This window comes from Nocardioides pantholopis, from assembly GCF_003710085.1.
GTDB lineage: Bacteria > Actinomycetota > Actinomycetes > Propionibacteriales > Nocardioidaceae > Nocardioides > Nocardioides pantholopis.
The window spans coordinates 2018587-2033035 of the sequence record NZ_CP033324.1 but is presented as its reverse complement, the minus strand read 5'-3'; the positions used below and the strand labels follow the sequence as shown (position 1 = coordinate 2033035).

Below are 14449 nucleotides of genomic sequence, written 5' to 3'. Positions count from 1 at the left end.
GGGCCGTTGGCGGTCGGTGCGAGGATGCCGCCATGCGCGCTACGACGATCCACGGTACCCGCGACATCCGGGTGAGCGAAGTCCCCGACCCGACCATCGAGGAGCCCACCGACGCGATCGTGAAGGTGGTCGCCGGCTGCGTCTGCGGCTCCGACCTGTGGCCCTACCGCGGCGAGAACCCGATCACGGAAGGGGCCACGATCGGGCACGAGTGCGTCGGCGTCGTGGAGGAGGTCGGCAGCGCGGTGACCTCGGTCCGCCCCGGCGACTTCGTGATCGTGCCGTTCTGCCACTGCGACAACACCTGCCCGCACTGCCTGGCCGGCGCCCAGTCGGCGTGCGCCAACCTCGGCATGACCGTCAGCGGCCAGGCGGAGTACGCCCGGGTCACCCAGGCCGACGGCAGCCTGGTGCGCACCGACGCCCGGCCCGACCCCGCCCTGCTGCCGTCGCTGCTGACGCTCTCCGACGTGATGCCGACCGGCTGGCACGCCGCGATGTCGGCCGGCGTACGGCCCGGGTCCACCGTGGTGGTGGTCGGCGACGGCGCGGTCGGCCTGTGCGGCGTGCTCGCCGCCGCGACCATGGGCGCCGAGCGGGTGATCGCGATGTCACGCCACGAGCCCCGCCAGGCGCTGGCCCGGGCCTTCGGCGCGACCGACATCGTCGCCGAGCGGGGCAAGGAGGGCGGCGCGGCCGTCAAGGAGCTCACCGCCGGGGTGGGCGCGGACGCCGTGCTCGAGTGCGTCGGCACCGACGCGGCCGTGCGTACGGCGTTCGGCGTGGCCCGCCCGGGCTCGACGGTCGGCTTCGTCGGCGTACCGCACGGGGTCGAGCTGCCGGTGCGCACGATGTTCGCCAAGAACGTCGGTCTCGCCGGCGGCATGGCGCCGGTGCGCCGCTACCTGCCCGAGCTGCTCGACCTCGTGCTGTCCGGGGCGATCGACCCGGGCCGGGTCTTCGACCTGACAGTGCCGCTGTCGGAGGTGGCCGAGGGGTACCGGGCCATGGACGAGCGCCGCGCGGTGAAGGTGATGGTCACGCCGTGACCCCCGGTCTCGGGGTGGGGCGGGTAGCGTCACCCCGGGACCTGGGAGAGGGGCACGTCATCAGCGAGCGACTGCGGCTCGGACCACTGCTGCGGCACGTGGACGACACCACCGCGACCATCTGGGTCGAGACCGAGGGCCCGGCCTTCGTCGAGGTCGAGGTGGGCCAGGAGTGCGGCCGCGCCAACACCTTCGCCGTCCACGGTCACCACTACGCACTGGTCGAGGTGACCGGGCTGCTGCCCGGCACCGCCACGCCGTACGAGGTCCGCGTCGACGGCCAGCCGGTCTGGCCCAGCCCCGAGCCCGAGCTCGCGCACTTCCCGCCGTCGGTGATCGCGACGCTGAGCCCCGGCCGGCCGCTGCGGATGGCCTTCGGCTCCTGCCGGGTCAGCGTCTCCCACGACGAGGCCGGACACGCCGCCCACGGCATCGACGCGCTGCGCGCGTATGCGCTGCACCTGGCCGGCGCGGGCGCGGGTGCCCCGGACGAGGGCACCGGCTCGGGCGCCGACGGGGCCGACGACGACCCGGACGGCCGGCCCGACCTCGTGCTCTTCCTCGGCGACCAGGTGTACGCCGACGAGACCACCGACGAGATGCGCGCCTTCATCGAGGAGCGCCGCGACCCGAGCGAGTCCCCGGGCTACGAGCTGAAGGACTACGAGGAGTACGCCCACCTCTACCGCCTGGCGTGGAGCGAGCCCGCGAACCGGTGGCTGCTCTCCACCGTGCCCAGCGCGATGATCTTCGACGACCACGACATCCGCGACGACTGGAACACCAGCCTCGACTGGCGCCAGCGGATCGAGGCCACCGACTGGTGGCATGGCCGCGTCGTCGGCGGGCTCGCGTCGTACTGGGTGCACCAGCACCTGGGCAACCTCAGCCCCGCCGAGCGCGCCGAGGACGCCCTGTGGCTGCGGATCCGCGACCACTCCGGCCCCGAGCACCTGGACCTGACCGACGAGGTCGACGCGCTGGCCGACCGCGCCGACCGACAGCCGGACTCCTACCGCTGGAGCTTCTCCCGCGACTTCGACACCCAGGCCCGGCTCGTGGTCGTCGACTCCCGCGCGGCCCGGGTGCTCCAGCCGGACCGGCGCAGCATCCTCGACGACAACGAGATGGCCTGGCTGGAGGAGCGGATGCAGGGCGGCTTCGACCACCTGCTCATCGGCACCTCGCTGCCCTACCTGCTCTCCCCGGCCCTGCACCACCTGGAGGCGCTCGACGAGGCCGCCGCCGAGGGGGCGTTCGGCCGGGTCGTGGCCTGGGTGGCGGAGAAGGCCCGTCAGGGGCTCGACCTCGAGCACTGGGCAGCGTTCCAGGACGGGTTCGTGAAGGTCGGCCGGATGACCCTGGACGTCGCGTCAGGCGCGCGGGGAAGCGCCCCGAGCACGATCACGTTCCTCTCCGGCGACGTCCACCACAGCTACGTCGCGCAGGCGTGGCCGGACCCGGCCGAGGAGCGGGTGGTGGCCAGCACGATCGTCCAGGCGGTCTGCTCGCCGATCCGCAACCCGCTGCCGATGGCGGTCCAGCGGGTGACCGCCCTGGCGGCTCGGGGCCAGGCCCGACCGACCGGACGGCTCGTGGGCGGCAAGGTGCCCCGCTCGCCGCTGCGCTGGGAGCTGGTGCGCGGCCCGTGGTACGACAACAACCTCGCCGTGCTCGAGGTCCTCAGCGATCGGCTGCGGATGCGCTGGTGGCGCGGCGAGGTGACCGGGGACGTGACCCGGCCCGAGCTGCGCGTGGTCGCCGACTGCACCGTCGGCTGAGCGGCGACCCCGCGGGAGCTCAGCGGCGCTCGAGATCCTTCACCGAGCTCGCCTGCAGGGCGACGCCGACCAGGATCACGGCACCCGAGATGATCTCGACGAGCTCGACGGCGGTGGGGTCCTCGCCCAGCAGGCCCCAGAGCAGGGTGGCCACGCCGGCCAGGCCGGTGAGCACCACGAACGGGAGCTTGGGCAGGTCCACCCGCAGCGCCAGCAGCGCCATGATCGCGACGGTGCCGAACATCGTGGCCCGGTAGGTGGCCCACATGCCCGGGGCGTCGAGCGGGTAGGCCCACCAGCTGCCGAGCAGCAGGATCACCGCGCCGGTGAGCGCGATGCACCAGCCCAGGGGAGCGGCGACGGGAGCGCGACCGATCGGGGCCTCGGTGTGCTGGGCGTCGTCGGTGTGGCGGACGGGCGTGGTCACAGGGTGCTCCTCGAGTCTGGTGGGTACGCCGGGATTCTATGACCGGAGCCACCCGGGTCCGACCGGCAGGTCCGTCGGCCCCACCGGGAGCCGGCCGGACCCGCGGGCGGGCCGCCGTACCGGGTCAGAGCGGCTGGTCGGCGTCCTCGACCTGGACGAAGGTCTTCGATGCCAGGACCGGTGCGATCAGCTGCTGGACCACCGCCACGTGCTCGGGGTGGCTGCCGTAGGCCTCCCAGGCGGCCCGGGTGTCGAAGTCCATGCAGAACAGCAGGTCGGAGTTGCCCTCGCGCAGGCCCGCGTCGAGCACCACCCGGGCACCGAGCAGGCCGTCGATGCGCCCGGGCAGCGCGCGCAGCCCGTCGGCGATCGCCGTCTTGTCGGCGGCGGTGGCGGAGTCGGTCAGGGTCAGGACGCCGATGTGCTGGAACATGTGAGGACTCCTCGGGTGGGTGGGTTTTCAGTGCAGCTCGAGCAGCGAGCCGTGCCCGGCGATCCGGTCCTCGATGCCGTTGGCACGCAGCGCGTGCCAGATCGTGGCCAGGTTGATCGCGATGACCGGCTTGCCGAGCTCCTTCTCCAGCTCTGCGGCGACCGCCATCGCCTCGAGGTTGGTGCCGCACTGGATCAGCGCGTCGACGTCGGGACCGTCGACGGACAGGAAGGCCTCCCGGATGGTCTCGGGGGTCTCATCGGCGATCGAGGTGGCCGAGGCGGAGCACAGGCCGGTGATCGCGGCGACCTCGAAGCCGAGCTCGGTGAAGTACGCGACGACCTGCTCGTCGCCGACCGGCTGGTACGGCGTGACGACGCCGATGCGCCGGGCGCCGAACGCCTTCAGCGCCTCGCCGGCGGCAGTGGCGCCGGTGCTGACCTCGAGGCCGGTGAGGTCGCGGACGTTCTGCTCGAAGGCTGCGTTGCCCTGCACCCCGCCCCAGAACGTCTCGGCGGACATGCCCATGACGATGTAGTCCGGCCGGCAGGTCATGGCGACCTCGAGCGCGTCGGGCAGGGCCTCGTTGAGGCACTCGCGGAACTTGCCGAACGCCTCGGCGGAGTCCAGGGCGGGCGCCTTGATCATGATCCGGCCGGTGTGCCAGGACAGGTCCTGCGGGCGGATGTGGTGGTACTCGCGCTCCACCGAGGTGTTCGTCGACGGCACCATCAACGCGAGCTTGGGACCCTTCGCTGCACTCATGACGCTGAAGATATCGGATATACGATCATTGTGTCCCAGGACCGCTCCGCGACCCGCGCGTCGGTGCCTGCCGGGGTCGGCGTACGCGAGCCCGCGCGGGTGGCGGCCGACCTGGTCGCCGAGCGGCTCGACGCCCAGGAGCGCGACGGACGTTCCGGCTCCCTGCTGGGGCTGGACGAGGTGGCCGTCGTCGCTGCCGGACGCCGCCCTAGGCTGGCGGCGTGAACTCAGCCGCGAGCCCGACGAGCACCAGCGCCAGGACCGGGATCCACAGCACCGAGGTCGGCGACAGCGGGCAGCGGATCGTCTTCCTGCACGGCCTGTTCGGGCAGGGCCGGAACTTCACCCAGATCGCGAAGGCGCTCCAGCCCGAGGCCCGCTCCCTGCTGGTCGACCTGCCGAACCACGGCCGCTCGGGCTGGACCGAGGAGCTCTCCTACCCGGCCCTGGCCGACGCCGTCGCCGAGCACCTGCGCGCCGGGTACGCCGCGGCGGGCCCGGTCCACGTCGTCGGCCACTCGATGGGCGGCAAGGTCGCCATGCTGCTCGCGCTGCGGCACCCCGACCTCGTCGACCGGCTCGTGGTCGTCGACATCGCGCCGGGGGAGAGCACCGGAGCCGGCGAGTTCGAGCACCTGCTGGACAGCCTGGCCGGACTCGACCTCGGAGCCCTCACCCGGCGCTCCGATGCCGACGAGCGCCTCGCTGAGGCGATCCCCGACCCGCGGGTCCGGGGCTTCCTGCTGCAGAACCTGCGCACCGGCGGGGGCGGCTTCCACTGGCAGGCCAACCTGGACCTGCTGCGCCGGGAGCTGCCGACGATCGGCGGGTTCCCCGACGCGGAGGGCAGCTTCGAGGGTCCGGTGCTCTGGGTCGCCGGCGAGCAGTCCGGCTACATCGAGCCGGAGGATCGCGCAGTGATGGACCGCCTGTTCCCGCGCACCCGGCTGGTCACGATCAAGGGAGCCGGCCACTGGGTGCACTCCGAGCAGCCGGACGCGTTCGTCTCCGCGTTGCGGGTGTTCCTGCTGGGATGACGCACCGGTCCCGGTGACCTCCGCTCAGCCCAGCACGACCAGCAGCACCCCGACGCCCAGCACGGTGTCGAGCACGCCGCACCACTCCGCGAACGACCGGCGCACGACCAGGTGCCGGCGCCAGTGCAGGGCGTCCCAGGCCGCGTGGCCGAGCAGTCCCAGCCCGACGACGCCGCCGGCCAGGGTCGGGCTCGCCCAGGCGCCCACGACGCCGCAGGCCAGGAAGACCAGGGTGAGGGCCGGGTACCAGGCACCGGGGCGGGGGCCCTTGCGACCGGCCCCGAGCACCATGGCGACCGCCAGGAGCCCAGCGCCGACGGCGAGGACCGGGGTCGGGTCGACGTCGAGGAGCTGCAGGCCCACGACGGCCGCGACCTCCAGGCCGACCACTGCCCAGATCGCGCCGGGCCGGGCCAGCGCCGCCGTGGCGAGGTAGCCCAGGGCGGCGATCAGCAGGACGACCGCGACCTCCGAGCCCTCCTCCAGGTCGGCGAGCATCACCGCCCCGAGGGCGATGCCGAGCAGCGTGGGCCACCGGCGGGTGATCCACCTGCCGCGGACTCCGGGCGGCGCGGTGGCACGGCCCTCGGGGGCTGCGTGATGGCCCTCCGAACGGAGGGTTCCGGTGGGCGAGGTGCGGACCTGGCTGCTCGTGGTCGTCGTCATGCCTGGACGCTAGGAGGCCGTGGAGCCGCCGAGGCGGCCGTGGCCGGGCCAGGTCCGAAAACCGGGCATCCCTGGCTGCACAGGCCGCCTAGACTGCGGTGGCATGGTCGAGCGCCTCATGGTCGTCGTCGGGTACGACGACGCCGAGCTGCTCGACATCGCCTGTCTCACCACGTCGTTCAGCACCGCGAACCTGCTCGGCGCGCCCGCGGTGCCGTACCGGATCCGGGTCGTCTCGCCGGGCGGCGGTCCCATCGGCTGCGGGCCGGGGCTCCTCCTCGCCGCCGAGGACGCCCTCGAGCGGGTGCCCGCGGTGCTCGACACCGTGATCGTCTCCGGCGGCTTCGGCCACGAGCGGGCCGCGGCGAGCAACCTGGTCCGCGACCACGTCCGCCGGCTCGCCGCCGGCGCGCGCCGGACCGCGTCGGTGTGCACCGGCGCCAGCGTGCTGGCGGCCGCCGGCCTGCTCGACGGTCGGCGCGCGACCACTCACTGGCAGTACGCCCGCCGGCTGGCCCGTCGCCACCCCGCGGTGCTGGTGGACCCCGACCCGATCTTCGTCCGGGACGGCGCGGTCACGACCGCCGCCGGCGTGACGAGCGCTCTCGACCTGGCCCTGGCCTTCATCGAGGAGGACCACGGCGCCGACCTCGCGCGCGAGGTGTCGCGCAACCTGGTGACCTATCTCCAGCGGCCCGGCAACCAGTCGCAGATGAGCATCCACACCACGGCGCCCGCCGCGAGCAGCGCGGTCGTCCGGCGCGTCGTCAGCTACCTGACGGCGGACCCGGGCGCCCCCGCCGACACGGCCACCCTGGCCGCGGTCGCGGGCGTCAGCGTGCGGCACCTGACCCGGGTCTTCGCGGCTGAGCTCGGCACCACGCCCGGGCGCCACGCGCGCGGCGTACGGCTGGAGGTCGCGGCGCGCCTGTTGGAGGCGACCTCGGAGCCGCTCAGCACCGTGGCTCGGCGGTGCGGGTTCCGGTCCGCCGAGGCGCTGCGCCAGGCGTTCGTCCGCCAGTACGGCACCACGCCCTCGGCGCACCGGCGTCACTCCACCCGCGCCTGAGAGCGCCACCGGGTGGAGCGCGGCCTCGTTGCGACTCCCGAGGGCCGGGCGGTCTAGGCTCGCCGGCCATGACCACCGCGCCGTCCTCGCCGCCGACCGCCGAGCCGCCGCTGATCCGGGTCAGCGCCGTCGTCCTGCGCGACGCGCGCGGCCGGGTGCTCACGGTGCGCAAGCGGGGGACCGCCCGGTTCATGCTGCCCGGCGGCAAGCACGAGCCGGGGGAGAGCCCGGAACAGACGGCGGTCCGGGAGTGCTCGGAGGAGGTCGGGGTCCACCTGGACCCGGTCCAGCTGCGCCGCCTCGGCCGGTTCCGGGCGGCGGCGGCGAACGAGGCCGGTCACGAGGTGGAGGCAGTCGTCTTCGAGCACCCGTCGGTCGCGGACCCGGTCGTCGCGGCGGAGATCGACGAGCTGCGGTGGCTGGACCCGTCCGCGACGCCGCTGCCCGACGACCTCGCGCCGCTGCTCGCCCAGCGGGTGCTCCCGGCGCTCTGAGCGACCGGGCGGCGGGCTCAGGGCGCCGCGGGAACCCGTCCGGAGTCGAGGTACGCCGTGACGAGCGCCGCCGCATCCGCGGCGGCGGTGTCCAGGAACCCGTGCGTCCAGCGCGGGACCTCGAGCACCTCGCCGGAGGCCAGGTGCGGCACGGCGAGCCGGGTGTGCTCGGTCAGGTCGTCGTCGGGGTTCAGCACCAGCAGCGGGGTGCGCAGCTCCTGGAGCACCGGGACGACGTCGTACCCGAACGCCGCGTGGTGGCCCCACCAGTGCCGCTCGCCGCCGGAGAGCCGGGCGAGGAAGATCCGGGCGGCGTGCTCGACGGTGTTGACCCGGCCGACCCGGAAGAACTCCACGAACCAGCGCCACTTCTCCAGCAGCCGCTCACCGTCCACTGTGAAGATCGGGTCCGTGCTGTAGAGGGCCCGGAAGCGGACCAGCTCGGCCTCGGAGAAGACCGGCATCGACACCGCGACGATGCGGCGCACCAGGTCGGGGCGGCGCCGGGCCACCTCGACCGCGGTCAGCGAGCCGGTGTGGTAGCCCATCAGGTCGACCGGGCCCGGGAGCTGCAGCGCCTCCACCAGCGCGATCACGACGTCGGCGTAGTCCCCGATCCCGGGGTAGGCCGGCAGCGGGTCCGAGGCGCCGAAGCCGGGCGTGTCGGGCGCGAGGACCGTTCGGGTGCGTCCGATCTGGGCCATCACGGTCTCGTAGACCAGGCCGGACGCGGGGCTCATGTGCAGGCAGACCAGCGGCGGCGCCGAGTCGGTCGGGTCGGTCGGGCCGGTCGGGCCGGCCGGTTGGACCCGGCGTAGGTGCACCTGGCCGTGGGGGAGGTCGGTGTAGGCGCGGCGTACGACCGGAGGCGGCTCGGGGCGGTGCACGGCGGCAGGCTATCGGTCCGCGCGGCCGGGTCGGGGGGCGCCGTTCGCATGGATTCGGGGGGTGCCCCAGACCGGTCAGGAATCGAGAAGCAGACCGGGCGGAACCGGCCTAGCGTGGACGCCCATGAAACTCACCATCCACCAGGCATTCCTCCCGCACCACGACGCGGAGGCCTCGCTCGCCTTCTACCGCGACCTGCTCGGCTTCGAGGTCCGCAACGACGTCGAGTACGGCGGCCAGCACTGGCTCACCCTGGGTCCCGCCGGCCAGCCGGACGTCTCGATCGTGCTGCAGCCACCGTTCGCCGACCCGGGCATCAGCCCGGAGGAGCGCGAGACGATCTCGGCGATGATGGCCAAGGGCACCTACGCCGGCATCAACCTCGCCACCCCCGACCTCGCCGGGACCTTCGACCGGCTGCAGGCGGGGGACACCGAGGTGGTCCAGGAGCCGACCGACCAGCCCTGGGGCGTGCGCGACTGCGCCGTCCGGGACCCCGCCGGCTCGATGATCCGTATCTTCGAGGTCACCTAGCCCCACCACGCACCGCCCAGGAGACCGAGCAGATGACGACGAAGGACGGCGCCGCCGCGTGAACCACATGGCCGACAGTCACGACCTGATCCGGGTGCTCGGCGCCCGGGTGAACAACCTCAAGGACGTCAGCGTCGAGCTCCCCAAGCGCCGGCTCACGGTCTTCACCGGCGTCTCGGGCTCGGGCAAGAGCTCCCTGGTGTTCGGCACGATCGCGGCGGAGTCCCAGCGGCTGATCAACGAGACCTACTCGGCGTTCGTGCAAGGCTTCATGCCCACGCTGGCCCGCCCCGAGGTGGACCTGCTGGACGGGCTGACGACCGCGATCCTCGTGGACCAGGAGCGGATGGGGGCCAACCCACGCTCCACGGTCGGCACCGTCACCGACGCCAACGCGATGCTGAGGATCCTGTTCAGCCGGCTCGGCACCCCGCACCTCGGCTCACCGCAGGCGTTCTCGTTCAACGTCGCCTCGATCAGCGGCGCCGGCGCGGTCACGCTGGAGAAGGGCGGGCGCACGACCAAGGAGAAGCGCTCGTTCTCGATCACCGGCGGCATGTGCCCGCGCTGCGAGGGCCGGGGCGCTGTCAACGACATCGACCTCTCGGCGCTCTACGACGACACGTTGTCGCTCAACGAGGGGGCGCTGCGGATCCCCGGCTACTCGATGGACGGCTGGTACGGCCGGATCTACCGCGGCTGCGGGTGGTTCGACCCCGACAAGCCGATCGGGAAGTACACCGAGCAGGAGCTCGACGCGCTCCTGCACAAGGAGGCCACGAAGATCAAGATCGACGGCATCAACCTGACCTATCTCGGGCTGATCCCGCAGATCCAGAAGTCGTTCCTGGCCAAGGACGTCGACGCCATGCAGCCGCACATCCGGGCGTTCGTGGAGCGGGCGGTGACATTCACGACCTGCCCCGACTGCGAGGGGACCCGCCTCACCGCGGCGGCGCGCTCGTCCACGATCCACGGCACCTCGATCGCCGACGCCTGCGCGATGCAGATCAGCGACCTCGCCGACTGGGTCGGCGGCCTGGACGAGCCGTCGGTGGCGCCGCTGCTGGGGGCCCTGGGGGCGACCCTCGACTCGTTCGTCGAGATCGGGCTCGGCTACCTCTCCCTGGACCGGCCTTCGGGCACCCTGTCCGGCGGCGAGGCGCAGCGCACCAAGATGATCCGCCACCTCGGCTCCTCGCTCACCGACGTCACCTACGTCTTCGACGAGCCGACGATCGGCCTGCATCCCCACGACATCGCCCGGATGAACCGGCTGCTGCTCCAGCTGCGCGACAAGGGCAACACGGTCCTCGTCGTCGAGCACAAGCCCGAGACCATCGCGATCGCCGACCACGTGGTCGACCTCGGCCCGCTGGCCGGGTCCGCCGGCGGCGAGGTCGTCTTCGAGGGCACAGTGGCCGGCCTGCGCGCCAGCGACACCCTCACCGGCCGCCACCTCGACGACCGGGCGGCGCTGAAGGACACGGTCCGAGCCCCAGCCGGGGCCCTGGAGGTGCGGGGCGCCGACACCCACAACCTCCAGTCCGTGGACGTCGACATCCCGCTCGGGGTGCTCTGCGTCGTCACCGGGGTGGCCGGGTCCGGCAAGAGCTCGCTGATCCACGGCTCGGTCGCCGGCCGGGACGGCGTCGTGGTCGTCGACCAGGGCGCCATCAAGGGCTCGCGGCGCAGCAACCCCGCGACGTACACGGGACTGCTCGACCCGATCCGCAAGGCGTTCGCCAAGGCGAACGGCGTCAAGCCGGCGCTGTTCAGCGCGAACTCCGAGGGTGCCTGCCCCAACTGCAAGGGTGCGGGCGTCGTCTACACCGACCTGGGGATGATGGCCGGGGTCGCGGCGCCGTGCGAGGTCTGCGAGGGCCGGCGCTTCCTGGCCGAGGTGCTCGACTACACGCTGGGCGGCAAGGACATCAGCGAGGTGCTGGCGATGCCGGTCACCGAGGCGGAGGGGTTCTTCGGCGCGGGGGAGGCGCGGATCCCGGCGGCGCACCGGATCCTGGCGACGCTGGTCGACGTCGGGCTGGGCTACCTCACCCTGGGGCAGCCGCTGACGACGCTGTCCGGCGGTGAGCGGCAGCGGCTGAAGCTGGCGACGCACCTGGGGGAGAAGGGCGGCGTCTACGTCCTCGACGAGCCGACGACCGGCCTGCACCTGGCCGACGTCGAGAACCTGCTGGGCCTGCTGGACCGGATCGTCGACGCGGGGAAGTCGGTGATCGTCATCGAGCACCACCAGGCGGTGATGGCCCATGCCGACTGGATCGTCGACCTCGGGCCGGGCGCCGGGCACGACGGCGGGCGGATCGTCTTCGAGGGCACCCCAGCCGACCTGGTCGCGGACCGCTCCACGCTCACCGGCGAGCACCTGGCGGCGTACGTCGGCGGGTGAGCGATCAGCACTCCCGGCGCAGCTGCAGGTGGGCCTCGGGGAAGCGGTGGTCCTCGTCCGGGCGGCTCACGGCGCGCCACTCCTCGCGGAAGCCGGCCGCCGCGAACGCCGCTGCGAGGGCAGTCGGATGCCAGCGCCAGGCGCGCGCGACCTGGTGCGACCACTCCACCCACGGCTCCGGGACCGCGGCGCTCGGGCTGTCGTCGAGGCACTGGAAGGCCACCAGGACGAGACCGCCGTCCGGGAGCAGGTCGGCCCAGCGCTCGAGCACGGCCGGGACCTGCGCGGGCGGGACGTGGATCAGGCTGAAACGGGCGATGATCGCGGCGACCCCCTCCAGACCGGAGGCACCGAGCCGCGCGTCATCGCGGACCCAGCGCACCGGTGTCGCCGCGTGGGTCGCGGTCGCGATCTCGAGCATCCGCGCCGAGGGCTCGACCGCGACCACCGCCAGGCCCTGCTCCGCGAGATCGGCTGCGACCCCGCCGGTCCCGCAGCCGATGTCGACGACCGGGCCCGGCAGCCCGGTCTCCCGGACGGCGGCGGCGAAGGCCCGGACCGCGTGCCGCTCCAGCGGCCTCAGGTACGGGTCGGGGAACCTGGCGGCGTACGCCTCGGCGAGCACGTCGTACCCGGGCTGCTCGGTCACGGGCGGAGTCTCGCAGGATGGTGGCGCTTCGCCGGTAGTTTCGGCGCGTGGCTGATCTCTTCGGGCAGGGCGACTTCGCCGTACGCATGGACTGGGGACCGACCGGCGCGCGAGCCACCCGCTCCGACCTCGCCGTGGTCGTCGACGTGCTGAGCTTCTCGACCTCGGTCTGCGTCGCGGTCGAGCGCGGGATGCGGATCTACCCCTATCCGTGGCGCGGCCCGCAGGCGCAGGCGTACGCCGAGGAACGCGGCGCGGTGCTCGCGGTGGGACGCCTGGAGGCGGTCCGCGACGGTCAGGTCCGCGCCCCGTCGCTCTCGCCGGCCGGTCTCCTCGAGTGCCCGCCGGTGGATCGTCTGGTGCTGCCCTCGCCGAACGGCTCCACCATCGCCGCAGCCCTGGACGAGGTCGGCGCTCGCGTCGCGGTCGGGTGCCTCCGCAACGCCCGCGCCGTCGCGGCCTGGCTGGCTCCGCAGCTCGAGGCCGGCCGCTCGGTGGCCGTGATCGCCGCGGGCGAGCGCTGGAGCGCCGACGACTCGCTGCGGCCGGCCGTCGAGGACCAGCTGGGGGCCGGCGCGGTCCTGTCCGGGCTCGTCGCCCTCGGGCACGGACACCGGATGAGCCCCGAGGCCCGGCTCGCCGCCGACCTGTTCGAGGCGGCCCGCGGGCGACTCCGCGATGTCCTGGCCAACTGCGTCGGCGGGCTGGAGCTGGCGGACAAGGGGTTCGGCGCCGATGTCGACGTCGCCGCCGCGCTCGAGTCCTCCGGCACCGTGCCGGTCCTGGTGGACGGGGCGTTCGGTCCTGGGGGTGCGCCGGGGGCTGCCGTTTGATGACAAACGACAGGTCAACCGCCCGATTTCCTGCCCTTTGGCATCAATCGGCAGCCTGGCGCACCTTCGCTGGTACGGCGGTCAGGTCGCCGCGCCACGGGGCGCCGTGCCCGGGGAGCACCCAGCTGGCATCGACGCCGGCGAGCCGGGCGAGGGATTCCAGTGCCTGCGACGGGTCGTCGGTGAACGGCGCGGGCTGGACGCCGGTGCGGCCGGTCAGGACGTGGCGGGTGGTGAGGGCGTCGCCGACGAAGACGGCGTCCGCGACCGGGACGTGCACGGCGATGCTGCCGGGGGAGTGCCCCGGCATCGCGATGACCCGGGGCGAGCCCGGCAGCGCCAGCACCTCGCCGTCCGCAACCGCGGTGACCTCGGTCAGGTACTCCGTGCGCCAGCCGCGCTTGCGCAGCGCGTAGGCGGCGAACGTGACCATCGGGCCGACGCGCTTGGGCCCCATCGGCGTCTTCGGCTTCTCGCCACCGCGGGCGCGATCGGCGTCGGCTGCATGGACGAAGACGGGCACACCGTGGTCTCGGCGCAACCGCTCGGCGAACCCGATGTGGTCGGTGTCGCCGTGAGTCAGCACGACCCCGCGTACGTCGTCCAGCGAGCGGCCCATGACGCCGAGCTCGTCGAGCAGGTCGCGCCAGTGCCCGGCGAGCCCGGCGTCGATGACGCTCACGCCCTCGTCGGTGTCGACCAGGTAGGCCGCCACGATGTCGTTGCCGATGCGGTGCAGGTGTGGGCCGAGCTTCATGGCGGTGCTCCGGGGATAGTGGTGGGGTAGACATGGCTAACGTAATTAGCCATGATGGCTACTGTCAATAGCCAATCGGAAGGGGTGCCGCCTGATGCCGACACCGGACCGCACGTCGCTCGCCGCGATCGTGACCGCCGGACGTGAGCTCCTGGAGGCCGGTGGACCGTCTCGCCTCACGATGCAGGCAGTCGCCGCGCAGGTGGGGGTGCGGCCGCCCTCGCTGTACAAGCGGGTCCGGGACCGCGACGCGCTGGTCGGCCTCGTCGCGGCAGCCACCGTCGACGAGCTGGCGCAGCGCCTCGAGGACGCCGACGGCACGCTGGCCGCTCTGGCGCGCACCTACCGCGAGTTCGGGCACGAGCGGCCGGAGGGCTTCCGCCTGATCCTGTCCGGGGATGCCCAGACCGACGCGGACGCCCGCGCCCGGGTGAGCGCCCCGATCCTGCGCGTCGCCTCGGAACTCGTCGGCGACGAGGAGGCGCTCGAGGCGGCGCGTCTGATCACCGCGTGGGCCACCGGCTTCGTCACCATGGAGCTCGCCGGCGCCTTCCGCCTGGGTGGCGACCTCGAGGACGCCTTCGAGTTCGGGCTCGTGCGGTTGTCCGCTGCTCTGTCGCTGCCGGGGTGAGTCGGGGGAGGCACGGCCTGGGG

At 73.4% G+C, this 14449-nt stretch carries 17 protein-coding genes; 10 read left to right on the top strand and 7 right to left on the bottom strand.

Annotated features, from left to right (window positions below):
* Window positions 1-32 precede the first annotated feature (32 nt).
* Both EBO35_RS09745 and EBO35_RS09740 read left to right on the top strand, forming a co-directional pair.
* Window positions 33-1049 carry a zinc-dependent alcohol dehydrogenase family protein gene (locus EBO35_RS09745; RefSeq protein ID WP_122817539.1) on the top strand — a complete coding sequence of 339 codons (1017 nt, stop codon included), beginning with the start codon at window positions 33-35 and terminating at the stop codon, window positions 1047-1049.
* Window positions 1046-2830: an alkaline phosphatase D family protein gene (locus EBO35_RS09740; RefSeq protein ID WP_241153630.1), complete on the top strand. Its 1785-nt coding sequence runs from the start codon at window positions 1046-1048 to the stop codon at window positions 2828-2830. Before EBO35_RS09745 ends, EBO35_RS09740 begins: the two co-directional genes overlap by 4 nt.
* A 19-nt stretch (window positions 2831-2849) precedes the next feature.
* Here EBO35_RS09740 and EBO35_RS09735 read toward each other — a convergent pair whose 3' ends face one another.
* The 3 genes from EBO35_RS09735 to EBO35_RS09725 form a co-directional block, all read right to left on the bottom strand.
* Window positions 2850-3257 carry a hypothetical protein gene (locus tag EBO35_RS09735; RefSeq protein ID WP_122817538.1) on the bottom strand — a complete coding sequence of 136 codons (408 nt, stop codon included), beginning with the start codon at window positions 3255-3257 and terminating at the stop codon, window positions 2850-2852.
* Window positions 3258-3381: 124 nt separating this feature from the next.
* Complete coding sequence (locus tag EBO35_RS09730) at window positions 3382-3690, bottom strand: Dabb family protein (protein WP_122817537.1); 309 nt, start codon at window positions 3688-3690, stop codon at window positions 3382-3384.
* A gap of 27 nt (window positions 3691-3717) precedes the next feature.
* Window positions 3718-4455: a maleate cis-trans isomerase family protein gene (locus EBO35_RS09725; protein ID WP_122817536.1), complete on the bottom strand. Its 738-nt coding sequence runs from the start codon at window positions 4453-4455 to the stop codon at window positions 3718-3720.
* Between the two features lie 30 nt (window positions 4456-4485).
* On the opposite strand from EBO35_RS09725, the gene EBO35_RS09720 reads away from it, so the two are divergent.
* Together EBO35_RS09720 and EBO35_RS09715 are read left to right on the top strand one after the other, a co-directional pair.
* Window positions 4486-4680 (top strand): hypothetical protein, encoded by a 195-nt coding sequence (locus tag EBO35_RS09720; RefSeq protein ID WP_122817535.1) that lies wholly within the window; start codon window positions 4486-4488, stop codon window positions 4678-4680.
* Complete coding sequence (locus tag EBO35_RS09715) at window positions 4677-5492, top strand: alpha/beta fold hydrolase (protein ID WP_122817534.1); 816 nt, start codon at window positions 4677-4679, stop codon at window positions 5490-5492. The genes EBO35_RS09720 and EBO35_RS09715 overlap by 4 nt, the downstream gene beginning before the upstream one ends.
* A 24-nt stretch (window positions 5493-5516) precedes the next feature.
* On the opposite strand, the gene EBO35_RS09710 is transcribed toward EBO35_RS09715, so the two are convergent.
* Window positions 5517-6158 (bottom strand): hypothetical protein, encoded by a 642-nt coding sequence (locus EBO35_RS09710; protein WP_122817533.1) that lies wholly within the window; start codon window positions 6156-6158, stop codon window positions 5517-5519.
* 103 nt (window positions 6159-6261) lie between these two features.
* Here EBO35_RS09710 and EBO35_RS09705 point away from each other — a divergent pair, with 103 nt between their 5' ends.
* Together EBO35_RS09705 and EBO35_RS09700 are read left to right on the top strand one after the other, a co-directional pair.
* The gene (locus EBO35_RS09705) at window positions 6262-7227 is read left to right on the top strand and encodes a GlxA family transcriptional regulator (protein WP_122817532.1); all 966 of its coding nucleotides are present in this window, start codon (window positions 6262-6264) and stop codon (window positions 7225-7227) included.
* 68 nt (window positions 7228-7295) lie between these two features.
* A complete protein-coding gene (locus EBO35_RS09700; protein ID WP_122817531.1) occupies window positions 7296-7721 on the top strand; it encodes an NUDIX hydrolase in 426 nt (141 codons plus the stop codon).
* A gap of 17 nt (window positions 7722-7738) precedes the next feature.
* Here EBO35_RS09700 and EBO35_RS09695 read toward each other — a convergent pair whose 3' ends face one another.
* A complete protein-coding gene (locus EBO35_RS09695; RefSeq protein WP_122817530.1) occupies window positions 7739-8608 on the bottom strand; it encodes an alpha/beta hydrolase in 870 nt (289 codons plus the stop codon).
* Window positions 8609-8732: 124 nt separating this feature from the next.
* Here EBO35_RS09695 and EBO35_RS09690 point away from each other — a divergent pair, with 124 nt between their 5' ends.
* Entirely contained in the window at window positions 8733-9143 is a 411-nt protein-coding gene (locus EBO35_RS09690) for a VOC family protein (RefSeq protein ID WP_122817529.1), read from the top strand.
* 67 nt (window positions 9144-9210) lie between these two features.
* Entirely contained in the window at window positions 9211-11556 is a 2346-nt protein-coding gene (locus tag EBO35_RS09685; RefSeq protein ID WP_122817528.1) for an ATP-binding cassette domain-containing protein, read from the top strand.
* Between the two features lie 4 nt (window positions 11557-11560).
* On the opposite strand, the gene EBO35_RS09680 is transcribed toward EBO35_RS09685, so the two are convergent.
* The gene (locus EBO35_RS09680) at window positions 11561-12205 is read right to left on the bottom strand and encodes a class I SAM-dependent methyltransferase (protein ID WP_122817527.1); all 645 of its coding nucleotides are present in this window, start codon (window positions 12203-12205) and stop codon (window positions 11561-11563) included.
* Window positions 12206-12252: 47 nt separating this feature from the next.
* Here EBO35_RS09680 and EBO35_RS09675 point away from each other — a divergent pair, with 47 nt between their 5' ends.
* Window positions 12253-13038 (top strand): 2-phosphosulfolactate phosphatase, encoded by a 786-nt coding sequence (locus EBO35_RS09675; RefSeq protein ID WP_241153950.1) that lies wholly within the window; start codon window positions 12253-12255, stop codon window positions 13036-13038.
* Between the two features lie 43 nt (window positions 13039-13081).
* On the opposite strand, the gene EBO35_RS09670 is transcribed toward EBO35_RS09675, so the two are convergent.
* Window positions 13082-13795 carry an MBL fold metallo-hydrolase gene (locus tag EBO35_RS09670; protein WP_122817526.1) on the bottom strand — a complete coding sequence of 238 codons (714 nt, stop codon included), beginning with the start codon at window positions 13793-13795 and terminating at the stop codon, window positions 13082-13084.
* 94 nt (window positions 13796-13889) lie between these two features.
* On the opposite strand from EBO35_RS09670, the gene EBO35_RS09665 reads away from it, so the two are divergent.
* A complete protein-coding gene (locus EBO35_RS09665) occupies window positions 13890-14426 on the top strand; it encodes a TetR/AcrR family transcriptional regulator (RefSeq protein WP_122817525.1) in 537 nt (178 codons plus the stop codon).
* The last annotated feature ends 23 nt before the right edge of the window (window positions 14427-14449 follow it).

Excerpts from the sequence above, each read along its gene's own strand:
- EBO35_RS09745 (WP_122817539.1), top strand. The coding sequence starts at position 33 with ATGCGCGCTACGACGATCCACGGTACCCGCGACATCCGGGTGAGCGAA.
- EBO35_RS09705 (WP_122817532.1), top strand. The coding sequence starts at position 6,262 with ATGGTCGAGCGCCTCATGGTCGTCGTCGGGTACGACGACGCCGAGCTG.
- EBO35_RS09700 (WP_122817531.1), top strand. The coding sequence starts at position 7,296 with ATGACCACCGCGCCGTCCTCGCCGCCGACCGCCGAGCCGCCGCTGATC.
- EBO35_RS09685 (WP_122817528.1), top strand. The coding sequence starts at position 9,211 with ATGGCCGACAGTCACGACCTGATCCGGGTGCTCGGCGCCCGGGTGAAC.
- EBO35_RS09725 (WP_122817536.1), bottom strand. The coding sequence starts at position 4,455 with ATGAGTGCAGCGAAGGGTCCCAAGCTCGCGTTGATGGTGCCGTCGACG.
- EBO35_RS09730 (WP_122817537.1), bottom strand. The coding sequence starts at position 3,690 with ATGTTCCAGCACATCGGCGTCCTGACCCTGACCGACTCCGCCACCGCC.
- EBO35_RS09710 (WP_122817533.1), bottom strand. The coding sequence starts at position 6,158 with ATGACGACGACCACGAGCAGCCAGGTCCGCACCTCGCCCACCGGAACC.
- EBO35_RS09670 (WP_122817526.1), bottom strand. The coding sequence starts at position 13,795 with ATGAAGCTCGGCCCACACCTGCACCGCATCGGCAACGACATCGTGGCG.
- EBO35_RS09690 (WP_122817529.1), top strand. The coding sequence starts at position 8,733 with ATGAAACTCACCATCCACCAGGCATTCCTCCCGCACCACGACGCGGAG.
- EBO35_RS09665 (WP_122817525.1), top strand. The coding sequence starts at position 13,890 with ATGCCGACACCGGACCGCACGTCGCTCGCCGCGATCGTGACCGCCGGA.